The sequence below is a fragment of the Streptomyces sp. Qhu_M48 genome, assembly GCF_051305195.1.
GTDB lineage: Bacteria > Actinomycetota > Actinomycetes > Streptomycetales > Streptomycetaceae > Streptomyces.
On record NZ_CP195432.1, the window covers coordinates 6,129,887 to 6,144,076 of the forward strand.

General features: G+C 74.5%; 10 protein-coding genes. 4 read left to right on the forward strand and 6 right to left on the reverse strand.

Going from position 1 to position 14,190, the window contains the following annotated elements; genetic code table 11:
• Positions 1 to 2 precede the first annotated feature (2 nt).
• The 4 genes from ACRRSS_RS27395 to ACRRSS_RS27410 are packed head-to-tail and all read left to right on the forward strand — an operon-like array spanning position 3 to position 4,064.
• A complete protein-coding gene (locus ACRRSS_RS27395) occupies positions 3 to 1,064 on the forward strand; it encodes an ABC transporter permease (RefSeq protein ID WP_435973753.1) in 1,062 nt (353 codons plus the stop codon).
• The gene (locus ACRRSS_RS27400; protein ID WP_435973754.1) at positions 1,061 to 2,083 is read left to right on the forward strand and encodes an ABC transporter permease; all 1,023 of its coding nucleotides are present in this window, start codon (positions 1,061 to 1,063) and stop codon (positions 2,081 to 2,083) included. Before ACRRSS_RS27395 ends, ACRRSS_RS27400 begins: the two co-directional genes overlap by 4 nt.
• The gene (locus ACRRSS_RS27405; RefSeq protein WP_435973755.1) at positions 2,080 to 3,045 is read left to right on the forward strand and encodes an ABC transporter ATP-binding protein; all 966 of its coding nucleotides are present in this window, start codon (positions 2,080 to 2,082) and stop codon (positions 3,043 to 3,045) included. The genes ACRRSS_RS27400 and ACRRSS_RS27405 overlap by 4 nt, the downstream gene beginning before the upstream one ends.
• Entirely contained in the window at positions 3,042 to 4,064 is a 1,023-nt protein-coding gene (locus tag ACRRSS_RS27410) for an ABC transporter ATP-binding protein (protein WP_435973756.1), read from the forward strand. The genes ACRRSS_RS27405 and ACRRSS_RS27410 overlap by 4 nt, the downstream gene beginning before the upstream one ends.
• A gap of 159 nt (positions 4,065 to 4,223) precedes the next feature.
• Here the strand turns inward: ACRRSS_RS27410 and ACRRSS_RS27415 are convergent, their stop codons facing one another.
• The 6 genes from ACRRSS_RS27415 to infB all read right to left on the reverse strand — a co-directional run bounded on the left by ACRRSS_RS27415 (position 4,224) and on the right by infB (position 14,118).
• Entirely contained in the window at positions 4,224 to 5,189 is a 966-nt protein-coding gene (locus ACRRSS_RS27415; RefSeq protein WP_435973757.1) for a bifunctional riboflavin kinase/FAD synthetase, read from the reverse strand.
• Positions 5,190 to 5,220: 31 nt separating this feature from the next.
• The gene (locus ACRRSS_RS27420; protein WP_435973758.1) at positions 5,221 to 8,913 is read right to left on the reverse strand and encodes a trypsin-like peptidase domain-containing protein; all 3,693 of its coding nucleotides are present in this window, start codon (positions 8,911 to 8,913) and stop codon (positions 5,221 to 5,223) included.
• A gap of 298 nt (positions 8,914 to 9,211) precedes the next feature.
• Positions 9,212 to 10,111: a tRNA pseudouridine(55) synthase TruB gene (gene truB, locus ACRRSS_RS27425; protein ID WP_435973759.1), complete on the reverse strand. Its 900-nt coding sequence runs from the start codon at positions 10,109 to 10,111 to the stop codon at positions 9,212 to 9,214.
• Positions 10,108 to 10,548, reverse strand: coding sequence for a 30S ribosome-binding factor RbfA (gene rbfA / locus ACRRSS_RS27430; RefSeq protein WP_435973760.1), 441 nt, complete (start codon positions 10,546 to 10,548; stop codon positions 10,108 to 10,110). The genes truB and rbfA overlap by 4 nt, the downstream gene beginning before the upstream one ends.
• A gap of 29 nt (positions 10,549 to 10,577) precedes the next feature.
• Entirely contained in the window at positions 10,578 to 10,871 is a 294-nt protein-coding gene (locus ACRRSS_RS27435; protein WP_351909295.1) for a DUF503 domain-containing protein, read from the reverse strand.
• Positions 10,872 to 11,019: 148 nt separating this feature from the next.
• On the reverse strand, positions 11,020 to 14,118 hold the full coding sequence (infB, locus tag ACRRSS_RS27440; RefSeq protein WP_435973761.1) for a translation initiation factor IF-2: 3,099 nt from the start codon (positions 14,116 to 14,118) through the stop codon (positions 11,020 to 11,022).
• Positions 14,119 to 14,190: the final 72 nt, after the last annotated feature.

Here is a 14,190-nt window from a genome sequence, read left to right on the forward strand (position 1 = left end):
CCGTGACCACAGCGAGCACCGCCGCCGACGTGACGCGGGCCGAGAAGGCCCGCGTCACGGACGGCGCACCCCGCACCGGCGCTTCCCTCGGCTACCTCCGCCACGCGGCGGGGAAGCTGGGCGGCGCGCTCGTCTCCCTCTTCGCCGTCCTCGTCACCAGCTTCTTCCTCTTCCGGATCATCCCCGGTGACCCGGTGAAGGCGATGACCCACGGCATTCCCACCTCGGCCGAGCAGCTCGCCACGCTCCGCCGCCAGTTCGGGCTCGATCTGCCGCTGTGGCAGCAGTTCACCGACTACTGCGCCAAGGCGCTGAGCGGCGACCTCGGCACCTCGTTCCAGTTCCGCGCCCCGGTCGGGGAGCTGATCGCGGAGAAACTGCCCGCGACCCTGCTCCTGACCGGCGTCGCGGTGGTCGTCTACTCCGCGCTCGGGCTCTGGCTCGGCACCCGTTCGGCCTGGCGCCACGGCGGTCTCGGCGACAAGCTGAACACCGGCGTCGCGCTGACCCTGTGGTCGGTGCCCTCCTTCTGGCTCGGACTGCTGCTCATCATCGTGTTCTCGGTCGGCATGGGCCCGGTCCCGGGACTGTTCCCGACCGGCGGCATGGAGTCGGGGACGGGCGAGACCGGCTTCGCGTACGTCCTCGACGTCGCCCACCACCTGGTGCTGCCCGTGGTCACGCTCGTGGCCGTCGGCTACGCGCAGACCCTCCTCGTGATGCGCTCCTCACTCCTCGACGAGATGGGCGGCGACTATCTGACGACGGCGCGGGCGAAGGGTCTGCGCGACGACGAGGTGCGGCGCCGGCACGCCGTGCCGAACGCGCTCCTGCCGACCGTCACCATGATCTTCATCAACCTGGGCCATGTGGCGGCCGGGTCGATCCTGGTGGAGACGGTGTTCTCCTGGCCGGGACTCGGCGGGCTGTTCTACCAGGCGCTGAGCGTGCCCGATCTGCCGCTCGTCCAGGGGCTCTTCGTGGTCTTCGCCGGGGCGATGATCCTGATGAACCTGATCGCCGACCTGCTCTATCCGCTGCTCGACCCCCGGGTGGGCCGATGACCTCCTCCTCGCCGACGACGCCCTCCGAGCCGACGACTCCCTCCCCGGCCGCGGCTCCCCCTCCACCGACGGCTCCCTCCTCACCGACGACACCCCCCGGGCCGGCCGATCCCCCCGGGCGGACGGTCTCCTCGAAGAGGTCGCTGACCCGGCAGCGCCGCCGGAGCACGGTGGCCCGCTTCTGGAAGGCGTACCGCACCCGTCGCGCCGGGCTCTACGGCCTCGCCGGACTCGCCCTCATCGCGCTGCTCGCGCTCACCGCCCCGCTGCTCGTCGGCTCCGACGTGCAGTCGGTGACGCAGGCTCCGGGCACGGCCCTGGAGCCGCCGAGCCTCGCGTTCCCCCTGGGCACCGACCAGTTCGGGCGCTCGCTGCTCGGCCTGCTGATCTGGGGCGCGCGGATCTCCCTGCTCGTCGGTCTCCTCGCGGCGGCCCTCTCGGTCGCCATCGGCACCCTGGTGGGGATCGTCGCCGGGCACTACGGCGGCTGGCTCTCGACCGTCGTCATGCGGATCACCGACTGGTTCCTGGTGATGCCCGCCCTGGTCCTCGCGATCGTGCTGGCCACCGTCATGTCCCGGTCGATGTGGACGGTGGTGCTGGCCATCGGGGTGACCTCCTGGCCGACCACGGCCCGCCTGGTGCGGGCGCAGACGATCGCGGTCGAGTCCCGCCCGTACATCGAGCGGGCGACCGCGCTGGGCGGCGGCCACGGGCACGTCATGAGCAGGCACGTGCTGCCGAACGTGATGCCGCTGGTGCTCGCGCAGACCACGCTCGGCATCTCGACCGCCATCCTCACCGAGGCGACCCTCGCCTTCCTCGGGCTCGGCGATCCGACGGTGGTCTCCTGGGGCGGCATGCTCCAGGACGCCCGTGAGGCGGGCGCGGTCTCCTCCGGGCACTGGTGGTACCTGGCGCCGCCCGGCATCGCCATCGCCCTGGTCGCGCTCGCGTTCACCCTGTGCGGCCGGGCGGTCGAGTCCGTGCTCAACCCGAAGCTGGGGGTGGGGCGATGAGCCTCCTTGAGGTACGGGACCTGAGGGTCACCTACGGCTCGGGCCCGGCCGCCGTGCCCGCCGTGCGCGGGGTCGACCTGACCCTGGAGGCCGGCAGCAAGCTGGGCGTGGCGGGCGAGTCCGGCTGCGGGAAGTCCACCCTCGCGCTCGCGCTGCTCCGGCTCCTGCCGGCCTCGGCGCGGATCGAGGGACGGATCCTGCTGGACGGCGACGACGTCCTCACCATGAAGTGGGGGCGCCTGCGGGCCGTGCGCTGGGCGGGCGCGTCGATCGTGTTCCAGGGCGCGATGCACTCGCTCAACGCGGTGCACCGCGTCGGGGACCAGATCGCCGAGCCGGTGCTCGTGCACGGCGGGGCGACCCCGGCGGCGGCCCGCAGGCGGGCCGGCGAGCTGCTCGAACACGTCGGTCTTCCGGCCGCCCGCGCCGCCGCCTATCCGCACGAGCTGTCCGGCGGTCAGCGCCAGCGCGTGATGATCGCGATGGCCCTCGCCTGCGACCCCCGGCTGATCGTCGCGGACGAGCCGACGACCGCGCTCGACGTGATGATCCAGGCGCAGATCCTGCGGCTGATCGAACGGCTCGTCGCCGAGCAGTCCATCAGCCTCCTGATGATCAGCCACGACCTGGCGGTCCTCGCCGACACCTGCGACCGGCTCGCCGTGATGTACGCGGGCAGGGTCGTCGAGGAGGGGCCGGCGCGGGCGGTGTACGAGGCCGCCCGGCACCCCTACGGGCTCGCGCTCTCCTCGGCGTTCCCGCGCGTCGGGGACCTCGCCTCCCGGCGGGCCCCGCGCGGGCTGCCGGGCGACCCGCCGGACCCGGCGGAACTGCCCGGCGGCTGCACCTTCCATCCGCGCTGCCCGGTGGCGGTGGACGCCTGCGCGGAGCTCGACCAGGAACTACGGGAAGCGGGCGCGGGTCACCGGGCCGCCTGTGTCCATGTGGGGAGCACGCCATGAGTACGGAGACATCCGTGACGTCCGCGCCCGAGGGGACGTCCACCGGACCGCTGCTCTCGGCGCGCGGGCTGCACGTCACCTTCCCGGGGCGGCGGGGAGCGCCGCCCGCGCGCGCGGTGGACGGGGTGGACCTGGACATCGGCGCGGGCGAGATCGTGGCCCTCGTCGGGGAGTCGGGCTGCGGCAAGACCACCCTGGCCCGCACGCTCCTCGGCCTGGTCCGGCCCACCTCGGGGACGGTCGCCTTCGACGGGAAGCCGCTCGCGTACTCCTCCGGGGCCCTGAAGGCCTACCGGAAGCGGGCGCAGCTGGTCCTCCAGGACCCGAGCGGTTCGCTGAACCCCCGGCACACCGTGTACGACGCGGTGGCGGAGGGCCTGCGGATCCACGGGGACGCGGGCGACGAGCGGGAGGCGGTGGCCGGGGCGCTCGCGCGGGCGGGGCTGCGGCCCCCTGAGCGGTTCTTCCTGCGCTACCCGCACGAACTGTCCGGCGGTCAGCGGCAGCGGGTGGTCATCGCGGGCGCGCTGGTCCTGGAACCCGAACTCATCGTCGCCGACGAGCCGGTGGCCTCCCTCGACGCGTCGGTGCGGGGCGAGATCCTGGCCCTGCTGCTGCGCCTGCGGGACGAACTCGGCCTGTCCGCGCTCGTGGTGACGCACGATCTGGGACTCGCGTGGAACATCGCGGACCGGGTGGCGGTGATGTACCTGGGCCGGGTCGTGGAGACCGGGACGGTGGAGTCCGTCCTGACCAGTCCTCAGCACCCGTACACGCAGGCGCTGTTGTCGGTGCTCCCGGAGTCCGGGGGGACGCCGGTGGTGCTGACCGGTGAGCCGCCGGACCCGTCCCGGATCCCGTCCGGGTGCCGTTTCCACGCCCGGTGCCAGGTCCTCGCCTCGGGCGCGGCGGCCGCGGTCGCGGACCGCTGCCGCGGCGAGGGCCTGCCGGTCCTGGGCGGTGGCGGGGATCGGGCGGTGGCCTGCCACTGGGTGGCGGCGCGGGAGCCGGTGGTCTGAGCCGGGCCGGGGTCCCGGACGGGGGCCCCGGACGACCGGCCTCGCACAACGGCTCGGACGACGGGCCTCGAACGACCGGCCTCGGGCGACCGGCCTCAGGCGGCGGGCCTCGGACGACCGACCTCGGGCGACCTGCCTCGGGCGCCGGGGCAGGGGGCCTCAGACCTGGGGGTTCTCCCGGTCGTACGCCTCCGTCAGCTCCTTGCAGCGCTTCACGTCGCCGGCCATCGCCTGGAGCAGGTCGTCCAGGGTGTCGAACTTGAGCATCCCGCGGACGTACTCCAGGAAGTCCACGGCCACGTGCAGCCCGTACAGGTCGAGCCCCTCGCGGTCGATCGCGTACGCCTCGACCGTCCGCTCCGTACCGTCGAACTGCGGGTTCGTGCCGACCGAGATGGCCGCCGGCATCCGCTCCCCCGCGGCCGTCAGCCACCCCGCGTAGACGCCGTCCGCCGGGATCGCGGTGTGCGGGAGGGTCTCGACGTTGGCCGTCGGGAAGCCGAGCTCGCGGCCGCGCTGCGCGCCGCGGACCACGATGCCCTCGACACGGTGCGGGCGGCCGAGGATCTCGCCCGCGCCGGCCATGTCGCCCGCGGCGACGAGCCGGCGGGTGAGGGTGGAGGAGAAGGGATCGCCGCCGCCCGCCGCCCCGCTGACGTACAGGTCGATCACCTCGACCTCGTAGTCGTAGGTGGCGCCCAGCTCGGACAGGAAGGCGACGTTCCCGGCGGCCCGGTGGCCGAAGCGGAAGTTGGGGCCCTCGATGACGGCCTTCGCGTGCAGCTTGTCGACCAGCACCTTGACGATGAAGTCGGCCGGGGACAGCTGCGAGAACTCGGCGGTGAACGGCAGCACGAGCACCGCGTCCACGCCGAGACCGGCCATCAGCTCGGCCCGCCGGTGGTGCGGCGCGAGCAGCGGCGGATGGCTGCCGGGCCGTACGACCTCGGAGGGGTGCGGGTCGAAGGTGACCACGACGGAGGGGACGCCGAGCTCCCGGGCGCGCTCGACGGCCCGCCCGATGATCAGCTGGTGCCCGCGGTGCACACCGTCGTAGGAGCCGATGGTGACGACGCTGCGCCCCCAGTCCTGGGGGATGTCCTCCAAGCCACGCCAGCGCTGCACTGTGACCGCTCCTCGTCCGCCTGTTCGCCGATTACGCAGGTCTAAGACTGCCATGCCCACGGCCATCGGTTCGCATCGGCATGGGAGTGCCGTGGTTCCCGAGCGCCCGGAGGGTCTCCGGACCGAGCAGGGGCGCCCAGTCGCCGGGGGCCGCGGCCGTCCAGCGGACGAGCAGCGCGGCGAACGCGGGCCGCGAGCCGAGGAGTCCCGCGAGGGACGGATCGAAGCGCGCGGCGCCCTCGGGGGTACGGGCCCACAGGGCGCCGACCCGGTGCGCGAGCTCCCGGGTGCGCGGCTCGCTGCGCAGCTCCGCGCCCTCGGCCGCGGCCGTGAGCAGGGCGTCCAGGACGGTGAACTCCCCCGTCTCCGCCTCGTACCGCTCGTGCTCCAGGAGTACGTCGAGCAGTTCGGCCCGCAGGTGGCGGGAGGCACCGGTGCCGGGCGCGGCGAGCACGGGGGCGAGGGCGCGGCGTACCGGCCCGGGGCGGCCCCGGATCAGGCCGGTGACCAGCGGGAAGAGCACGGCCCTGGCCGCCGGGCCGTCCTCGAACCGCCGGTCGACGAAGGCGGCCACGTGCCCGGCGCCCTCGGGGTGACGGGCGGCGTACTCGCGGACGAGGCAGGCCACCCGGCGGGCGAGGGCGGGCGCGTCGACCTCGGCGAGCGCCCGCAGGGCGGCGGCGGCCGCCTCGTCCGTGCCGTCCAGCCGGGTGTGGAAGGCCGCGAGCACCGGCCCGGGGTCCGCAGCCAGGGCCTCGGCGAGGGCGCCCGCGGGCACCCGGGGCTCGGCGAGGGCGCGGGGCAGATGGCGGGCGCGGGTGTGCGGGTCACGGACGAGAAGGCCGAGGGCGGCGCCGTGGAGGGCCTGGTCGACGGGGCGGGCGAGCAGGGCGAGGGCGGCGTAGCGCAGGAGTTCGCGGTCGGCGGAGGTGGTGGCGCGGCCGCAGACGAGATGTCCGTACGTGGCGGCCGCGACGCGCCGTTCCGGGCGCCCGTCGTCGTGCGCCCACCGGTCGACGGCCCGGCAGACGGCGGAGGGCTCGTCCTCGGCGAGGGCGGCGAGGAGACCGTCGGCGAGCGGGTGGGCGGTGGCGACGAGCGCCTCGCACAGGTCGTCGACGGCGAGGGCCCGGTGGGTGTGCAGCAGGGCCTGGGCGGCGGTGGCGACGGTCGCGTGCGGGGCGGCGGGGAGGGGCCGGTCGTCGCCGAACCAGCGGCACAGGAGCGGCTGTACGCCCCGGGGGTCGGCGGCGAGCATCCCGGCGACGGCGTCGAGCGCCCGCTCGCCGTCGGGAGCACCGCCGGGCGGCGGGTCGGCGGGGACGAGCCGCCGCAGCAGATCGATCCGCTCGTCCTCACCGAGCGGAAGCGCCAGCCAGAACTCCGGGCCGAACGCCGCGAACACGGCGTGCCGCTGGGCACGGCCCCCGATCCGGTCGGCGAGGAGCCGCAGCGCGGGGAGGTACGGCCGGGGGTCGGGCAGCCTGCGCACGCTCTCCCGGAACAGCCGGGCGGCCCACCAGGGCCCGTCGCCGGAGGCGCCGTCCTCCTCTTCCGCGAAGCGGGCGAGGGCCTCGGCGAGCGCGGCGAGACGGGGGGCGAGGGCGCCCGGGCCGTGTTCACGGTGGAGCAGCAGAAGCGCCTGGAGCACCGGGCCGATGCGGTGGCGCGGGACGGGCGGGGCGGCGGACACCCCACCCACGCCGCCCCCCGGGTCGGCGGTCCGCTGCCGGGGCACGGCGGGCGCGAGGGTCCCGCCGGGGCCGCCGGGCACGAGGGTCCCGCCGGGCCGGGTCTCGGCGGGACGGGGGCGTCCGGCCGGGTCGACGTGCCCGGCCCGGCCCGCGGGTCCGGCAGGACCGGCCGGGTCGGCGGACCGAGTGGGACCGGCGAACCCGGCGGATCCGGTTTCGAAGGGGCCGGCGGGGTCAGGCGTGCCCGGCCGGGGCCTCCCGTCCGGGGGCGTGCCCGGGCCGAGCAGGGCCTCCAGGGCCCCGTCCAGGTCCAGGTGCGCCGCCTGTACCCAGTCGGCGAGCTCCTCGTGGGCGAAGCGGTAGCCGGAGCCCGCCGGGACGAGGAGGCCTTCGGTGAGGACGGCCGAGGCCCAGCCCTCCCGCCAGGGGAAGAGCTCCTCGAAGGAGGCGCGGTCGAGGACCCCGTGCCCGGGGCCGAGGCACCGGCGGGCCGCCTCGTGGACCTGGCCGGTCACACGGGCGGCGAGCCGGCGCACGGCGGTCCCCCGGAGGAGGGGCCGGGAGCCTGCGGCGATCCGGACGGCGACCCGCAGGCACATCAGGTCCAGGTGGGCGGTGAAGATCTCCTCGCGTCCGGGTCGGCCGGGCACCTCCCCCGGCAGCGCGGCCCGTACCTCGGCTAGCAGCCGCAGGGCCAGCGGGTGCCGGGCGTCGGCCTCGGCGAGGGCCGTCTCCGCCAGCCCGTACCCCTCGCGCACGGCCCGTGCCTCGGTCGCGGAGTAGGGCCCGAGGACGAGGGCGGCGGGCAGTCCGTCCCCGGGTCCGGCGACCGGCCGGTGCAGCGCGCCCGGGGTGTAGAGGGCGCCGGACCGCTCCCAGTGCTCGGGGCGGCAGGCGGTGAGGAGGTGGACGTGGTGGGCGCGGAGCCACCCTTCGGTGGCCGCCGTCCAGTCGGCCAGCCGGTGGGCGAGGAGCGGGGGCATCTCCTCGGGCCCGTCGAGGACGACGAGGAGCGGGCGGCCGGCCTCGTGGGCGAGGGCGGCGGCCCGTTCCGGGGTGGCGGCGGCGGTGTCGCCGAGCGCCCCGGAGGCGGCGACGATACGGCCGGCCTGGTGGAGGGCGCGCTCGACGGCGTCGGCGAGCGAGCGGTCCCCGGCGCGCAGGTCGGCGCCGCGCAGCCGGACGGTGGGGGCGGGTGCCACCCCCCGGGCGCGGCGGGCGCAGAGCGCGGCGAGGGCGGTGGTGCGGCCGGTGCCGGGGGCGCCGACGAGGGCGAGGACCGGTGCCTCTCCGGCGGTGAAGCGGGCGAACTCACGGACGCACTCGGGGCGTTCGACGGGTTCGGGCCAGGGGTCGGGTTCCCGTGCGGGTCCGGTGGAGGTGGCGGTGAGCTCCAGGATGGCGGCGAGGTTGAGGTCCGGTCCGTAGGCGGGGACGGTGGCCGCGTTGCGCCGGAGGAGGGAGGTGAGGGCGCCTTCGGGCCGCAGGGTCACCGCGTATCCGGCGGCGGGGCGGTCGCCGTGCAGGGCGGTGCCGAGGACGGCGAGGACGGTGCCGGTGGCGGTGTCGAGGACGGGGCCCCCGGCGGCCTGCCCGCCGAGGCGGAGGGCCTCGGCGCCCTCGGTGCCGATGGCGAGTGCGAGGGCGTCGGCGAGGGCGTGGAAGCGGTCGCGGGCGCTGTACGTGACGGCGGCGGGGCCGAGCACGCGCGCCTCGCGCCAGCCGTGGGCGGCGATCCGGACGTAGGTGCCGGGTTCGATCTCGGCGCGGGTGGCCAGCGGCAGCGGGCGGACGCCGAGCCCTTCGGTCCGTACGAGTGCGAGGCCGCTCTCCGGCAGGCGGGTGACGGCCTCGGTGTCGGCGAGCCAGGTCCGGTCGCCGGGGGCGTGCAGGACGACACGGCTGAGCCCGTCGACGGCTTCGTGACTGGTGACGACCGTTCCGTGGTGGTCGGCGAGGAATCCGGTGCCGCGCGGCCGGCCCGCCAGATCGCAGATCCGCACCAGCGTCGCCAGGTCCCCGCGTCCCATGGTGCCGACGGTAGGCCGCCGGTGATCACTCGGAGGCGCACGGAGGGAAACGCGCCCCCTGGCACTCCCCCCTTCACTCCGAGCGCCTCCCCGATGGGGTGATTCCTCGGCGTTCCACGGGACAGGCTCCCCCGGGGGAAACAAGGGGGAGAACAGGTGGGGCGGGCACGCGCGCGTGCCCGCCCCACCATGAACGTCGAAGCCCGGCCGCCGGCCGGAGAGTCCGCCGGTCCGGACCCGGCTCGGCCGAGTCCGTCGGACCGGTCGGCCCCGGCCGGGGCCGACCGGTCCGGAGGTCTCAGCCGAAGACGGCCAGGCTCTTGGCCTTCCCCCGCTGGTCCTCGACCAGCGCGAGCAGCGTGCCCTCCGGTCCGTAGACCGCGACCGGGCCCGCCGGGTAGTCCGGCATCTCCAGGCGGACGCCGTTGAGCAGCAGCTTGGCCCGCTTCTCGTCGACGTCCCACCGGGGGAACGCCGCCGCGGCCGCGTCGGCGACCGGCATGACCGTGAGCTCCTCCTGGAGCTGGTCGAGCGTCTTCGCCGAGTCCAGCTTGTACGGGCCGACCCGGGTACGGCGCAGCGCGGTCAGGTGACCGCCCACGCCGAGCCCGGCGCCGAGGTCCCGGGCGAGCGCCCGGATGTACGTGCCGGAGGAGCAGACCACCGAGACGACGAGGTCGACGACGGGGGTGCCGTCCTCGGCGGTCGCCTCACGGACGTCGTACACCTGGAACGAGGAGACGGTGACCGGGCGGGCCGGGATCTCGAACTCCTCGCCGCCGCGCACGCGCGCGTACGACCGCTTGCCGTCGATCTTGATCGCGGAGACCTTCGACGGCACCTGCATGATGGCGCCGGTCAGCTCGGCGACGCCCGCGTCGATGCCCTCGCGGGTCACCTTGGAGGCGTCCACCGAGGCCGTGATCTCACCCTCGGCGTCGTCGGTGACCGTCGTCTGGCCCAGGCGGATGGTGCCCAGGTACTCCTTCTCGGTCAGCGCGAGGTGACCGAGGAGCTTGGTCGCCCGCTCCACGCCGAGGACGAGGACGCCGGTGGCCATGGGGTCGAGCGTGCCGGCGTGGCCGACCCGGCGGGTCTTCGCGATCCCGCGCATCTTGGCCACGACGTCGTGCGAGGTGAAGCCCGACGGCTTGTCGACGATGACAAGGCCGTCGGGGGTGGTTGCTGCGTTGCTCATTCGGCGGCTTCGTCCTCGCCCGGCTTCTTGTAGGGGTCGGCTTCGCCGGCGAAGCCGGCGCCCGAGGACGCCTCCCTCACCTGGGCGTCGGAGGCCCGCGCCTTGTCGAGGAGGTCCTCGATCGTCTTGGCGTTCTCCGGGAGGGCGTCCGCCACGAAGGTCAGCGTCGGGGTGAACTTGGTCCCGGCCGCCCGGCCGACGGCCGAACGGAGGATGCCCTTGGCGCTCTCCAGGCCGGCGGCGGCGCTCGCGCGCTCCTCGTCGTCGCCGTAGACCGTGTAGAAGACCGTGGCCTCCCGCAGGTCGCCGGTGACACGGGTGTCCGTGATGGTCACGTGCGTACCCAGTCGGGGGTCCTTGATGCCGCGCAGCAGCTTCTCGGCGACCACCTCCCGGATGAGGTCTGCCAGCTTCTTCGCCCGCGCGTTGTCGGCCACTGGTCCTTCTCCTTCTTTGCCTTGCTCAATCAGTCTTCATCAGTGTGGAGCCTGCGGCGCACCGACAGCAGCTCCACCTCGGGGCGGGCGGCGACGAGCCGCTCGCACCGGTCCAGTACGTCGCTGAGGTGTCCCGGGTCCCCCGACACCATCGCGACGCCGATCTCGACCCGCCGATGGAGGTTCTGGCCGCTGACCTCCGCCACGCTCACCGCGAACTTCCGCTGGAGCTCGGCGAGGATCGGCTTGACGACGGAGCGTTTCTCCTTCAACGAACGTACGTCGCCGAGGAGCAGATCGAAGGACAGTGTCCCCACATACATGGATGTCCGGATGTCCCGCCGGTTCGGGTTCGGTGCTCCCGCCGACCACTCGGCGGGGACACCGGAAACGCTACACGCAACGGCCGGGGCCGATCGACGGAATACTTTCCGCCGACCGGCCCCGGCTCACTGCTGCGATCGGACGCGATCAGGCGCGCGGCTTCTCGCGCATCTCGTACGTCGCGATGACGTCGTCGATCTTGATGTCGTTGAAGTTTCCGAGGTTGATACCGCCCTCGAAGCCTTCGCGGATCTCGGTGACGTCGTCCTTGAAGCGGCGCAGACCGTGGATCGTGAGGTCCTCGGCGATGACCTTGCCGTCGCGGACGAGGCGCGCCTTGGTGTTGCGCTTGACCTCGCCGGAGCGGATGAGGACACCGGCGATGTTGCCCAGCTTGGACGAGCGGAAGACCTCGCGGATCTCCGCCGTACCGAGCTCGACCTCTTCGTACTCGGGCTTGAGGAGACCCTTCAGGGCCGCCTCGATCTCCTCGATGGCCTGGTAGATCACCGAGTAGTACCGGACGTCGACGCCCTCGCGCTCCGCCATCTGCGCGGCACGGCCGGCCGCACGGACGTTGTAGCCGATGACGATGGCGTCGGAGCCCATGGCCAGGTCGATGTCCGACTCGGTGACCGCACCCACACCGCGGTGCAGGACACGGATGTCGACCTCTTCGCCGACGTCGAGCTGGAGCAGCGAGGCTTCGAGGGCCTCGACCGCACCGGACGCGTCGCCCTTGATGATGAGGTTGAGTTCCTGGACGAGACCGGCCTTGAGCACCTTGTCGAGGTCCTCGAGGGACACCCGGCGGACGCGCTTGGCGAAGGCGGCGTTGCGCTCACGCGCGGCGCGCTTCTCGGCGATCTGACGCGCCGTACGGTCCTCGTCGACCACCAGGAGGTTGTCGCCGGCACCCGGCACGTTGGTGAGACCGAGCACCAGGACGGGAGTCGACGGGGTCGCCTCCTCGACGTTGTTGCCCTTGTCGTCGAGCATCGCCCGGACACGGCCGTACGCGTCGCCGACCACCACGGTGTCGCCGATGCGCAGCGTTCCGCGCTGGACCAGGACGGTCGAGACGGCACCGCGACCGCGGTCGAGGTGGGACTCGATCGCAATACCCTGCGCGTCCTGGTTCGGGTTGGCCCGCAGGTCGAGCGAGGCGTCCGCGGTGAGGACCACGGCCTCCAGCAGGGAGTCGATGTGCAGACCCTGCTTGGCGGAGATGTCGACGAACATCGTGTCGCCGCCGTACTCCTCGGCCACCAGACCGAACTCGGTCAGCTGACCGCGGACCTTGGTCGGGTCCGCGCCCTCGACGTCGATCTTGTTGACCGCGACGACGATCGGGACGCCGGCGGCCTTGGCGTGGTTGAGCGCCTCGATCGTCTGCGGCATGACGCCGTCGTTGGCCGCGACCACGAGGATCGCGATGTCGGTCGACTTCGCACCACGGGCACGCATGGCGGTGAACGCCTCGTGACCCGGGGTGTCGATGAAGGTGATGCGACGCTCTTCGCCGTTGACCTCGGTGCCCACCTGGTAGGCGCCGATGCCCTGGGTGATGCCACCGGCCTCGCCCGCGACGACGTTCGTCTTGCGGATCGCGTCGAGCAGTCGGGTCTTACCGTGGTCGACGTGACCCATGACGGTGACGACCGGCGGACGGGAGACCAGAGCCTCTTCGCCGCCCTCGTCCTCGCCGAACTCGATGTCGAAGGACTCGAGGAGCTCGCGGTCCTCTTCCTCCGGCGAGACGATCTGAACGACGTAGTTCATCTCCTCGCCGAGCATCGTCAGCGTGTCGTCGGAGACCGACTGCGTCGCCGTGACCATCTCACCGAGGTTCATCATCACCGCGACGAGCGACGCCGGGTTGGCGCCGATCTTCTCGGCGAAGTCGGTGAGGGAGGCACCGCGCGACAGGCGGATGACCTCGCCGCCACCGCGGGGAAGCATCACGCCGCCCACGGACGGGGCCTGCATGGCCTCGTACTCCTGGCGCCTCTGACGCTTCGACTTGCGACCGCGACGCGCGGGACCGCCGGGGCGACCGAAGGCGCCCTGCGTGCCACCACGCGCACCCGGACCACCGGGACGGCCACCGAAGCCACCGGGACGACCGCCGAAGCCGCCGCCACCGCCGGGACCGCCCGGACGACCGCCGCCACCACCGGGACCACCGGGACGGCCGGCGAAGCCGCCGCCGCCACCGCCGGGACCGGCCGGACGACCGGCGAAGCCGGGACGACCGCCGCCGCCACCGCCGGGACCGGCCGGACGGCCACCGGGGCCACCGGGGCCACGGCCGCCACCGCCGGGACCGGGGCGCGGGCCGGCAGCGGGACGCTGCGGCATCATGCCCGGGTTCGGACGGTTACCGCCGGGCGCGCCGCCCGGACGGGGAGACTGCGGGCGGGGCATCCCACCGGGGGTGGGACGAGCGCCGCCCTGACCCTGCGGGCGCGGGGCGCCGCCGGGGCCGCCCTGCGGACGCGGGGCGCCGCCCTGAGCGGCACCGGGGCCGCCGGGACGGGGAGCGCCGCCACCCGGACGGGGCGACTGCGGACGCGCCATCCCGGTGGAGCCACCCGAGGTGAAGGGGTTGTTGCCCGGACGGGGACCGGCCGGACGGGCACCGCCCGGACGGGGGGCCTGCTGGCCGCCGGGGCGCGCCGCGCCCTGTCCCTGCGGGCGGGGAGCCTGCTGACCCGGACGGGCGGCCGGGCGGGGGCCCGGGGTCGCGCCGGCGGGACGCTCGGCACGCGGCTGGGCGGCGGGGGCCGCCGGAGGCGCGGTGAACTCCGGAGTCGTCGGAGCCGGGGAGGCGGGCGCCGGCTTCGGCGCGGCCGGGGGCTTCGGACCCGGGGTGGGACGACCGCCGGCCGGGGCCGGGGTCGAGGGCTTCTCCGCGGCCGCGGGCTTGGGCGCCGGGGTGGGCGCGCCAGGCTTCGGGGCGGAGGGACGTACAGCCTGCGCCGCGGACGGCGCGGGGGATGCCGCGGCCGGCTTCGGCGCGGCGGGGGAGGGCGCTGCCTTACGGGGCGCGCCGGGCTTGGCAGCGGTCTTGCCGGCGTTGCCGCCGGGACCCTGCAAAGCGTCAGTCAACTTGCGCACGACCGGCGCCTCGATCGTCGAGGACGCCGAACGGACGAATTCACCGAGTTCTTGGAGCTTGGCCATGACGACCTTGCTCTCTACGCCGAACTCCTTGGCGAGTTCGTATACCCGGACCTTAGCCACTTTGCTCCTTTGTGAGGTCCGGTTACCGCCGGACCGTCGCTACTTCATGGGCGTACTCATCGCGTACTCATC

What these genes read in the sequence shown, in the direction of transcription:
- ACRRSS_RS27410 (WP_435973756.1), top strand. Translation starts at nt 3,042, where the DNA reads ATGAGTACGGAGACATCCGTGACGTCCGCGCCCGAGGGGACGTCCACC.
- ACRRSS_RS27405 (WP_435973755.1), top strand. Translation starts at nt 2,080, where the DNA reads ATGAGCCTCCTTGAGGTACGGGACCTGAGGGTCACCTACGGCTCGGGC.
- ACRRSS_RS27420 (WP_435973758.1), bottom strand. Translation starts at nt 8,913, where the DNA reads ATGGGACGCGGGGACCTGGCGACGCTGGTGCGGATCTGCGATCTGGCG.
- truB (WP_435973759.1), bottom strand. Translation starts at nt 10,111, where the DNA reads ATGAGCAACGCAGCAACCACCCCCGACGGCCTTGTCATCGTCGACAAG.
- ACRRSS_RS27400 (WP_435973754.1), top strand. Translation starts at nt 1,061, where the DNA reads ATGACCTCCTCCTCGCCGACGACGCCCTCCGAGCCGACGACTCCCTCC.
- ACRRSS_RS27435 (WP_351909295.1), bottom strand. Translation starts at nt 10,871, where the DNA reads ATGTATGTGGGGACACTGTCCTTCGATCTGCTCCTCGGCGACGTACGT.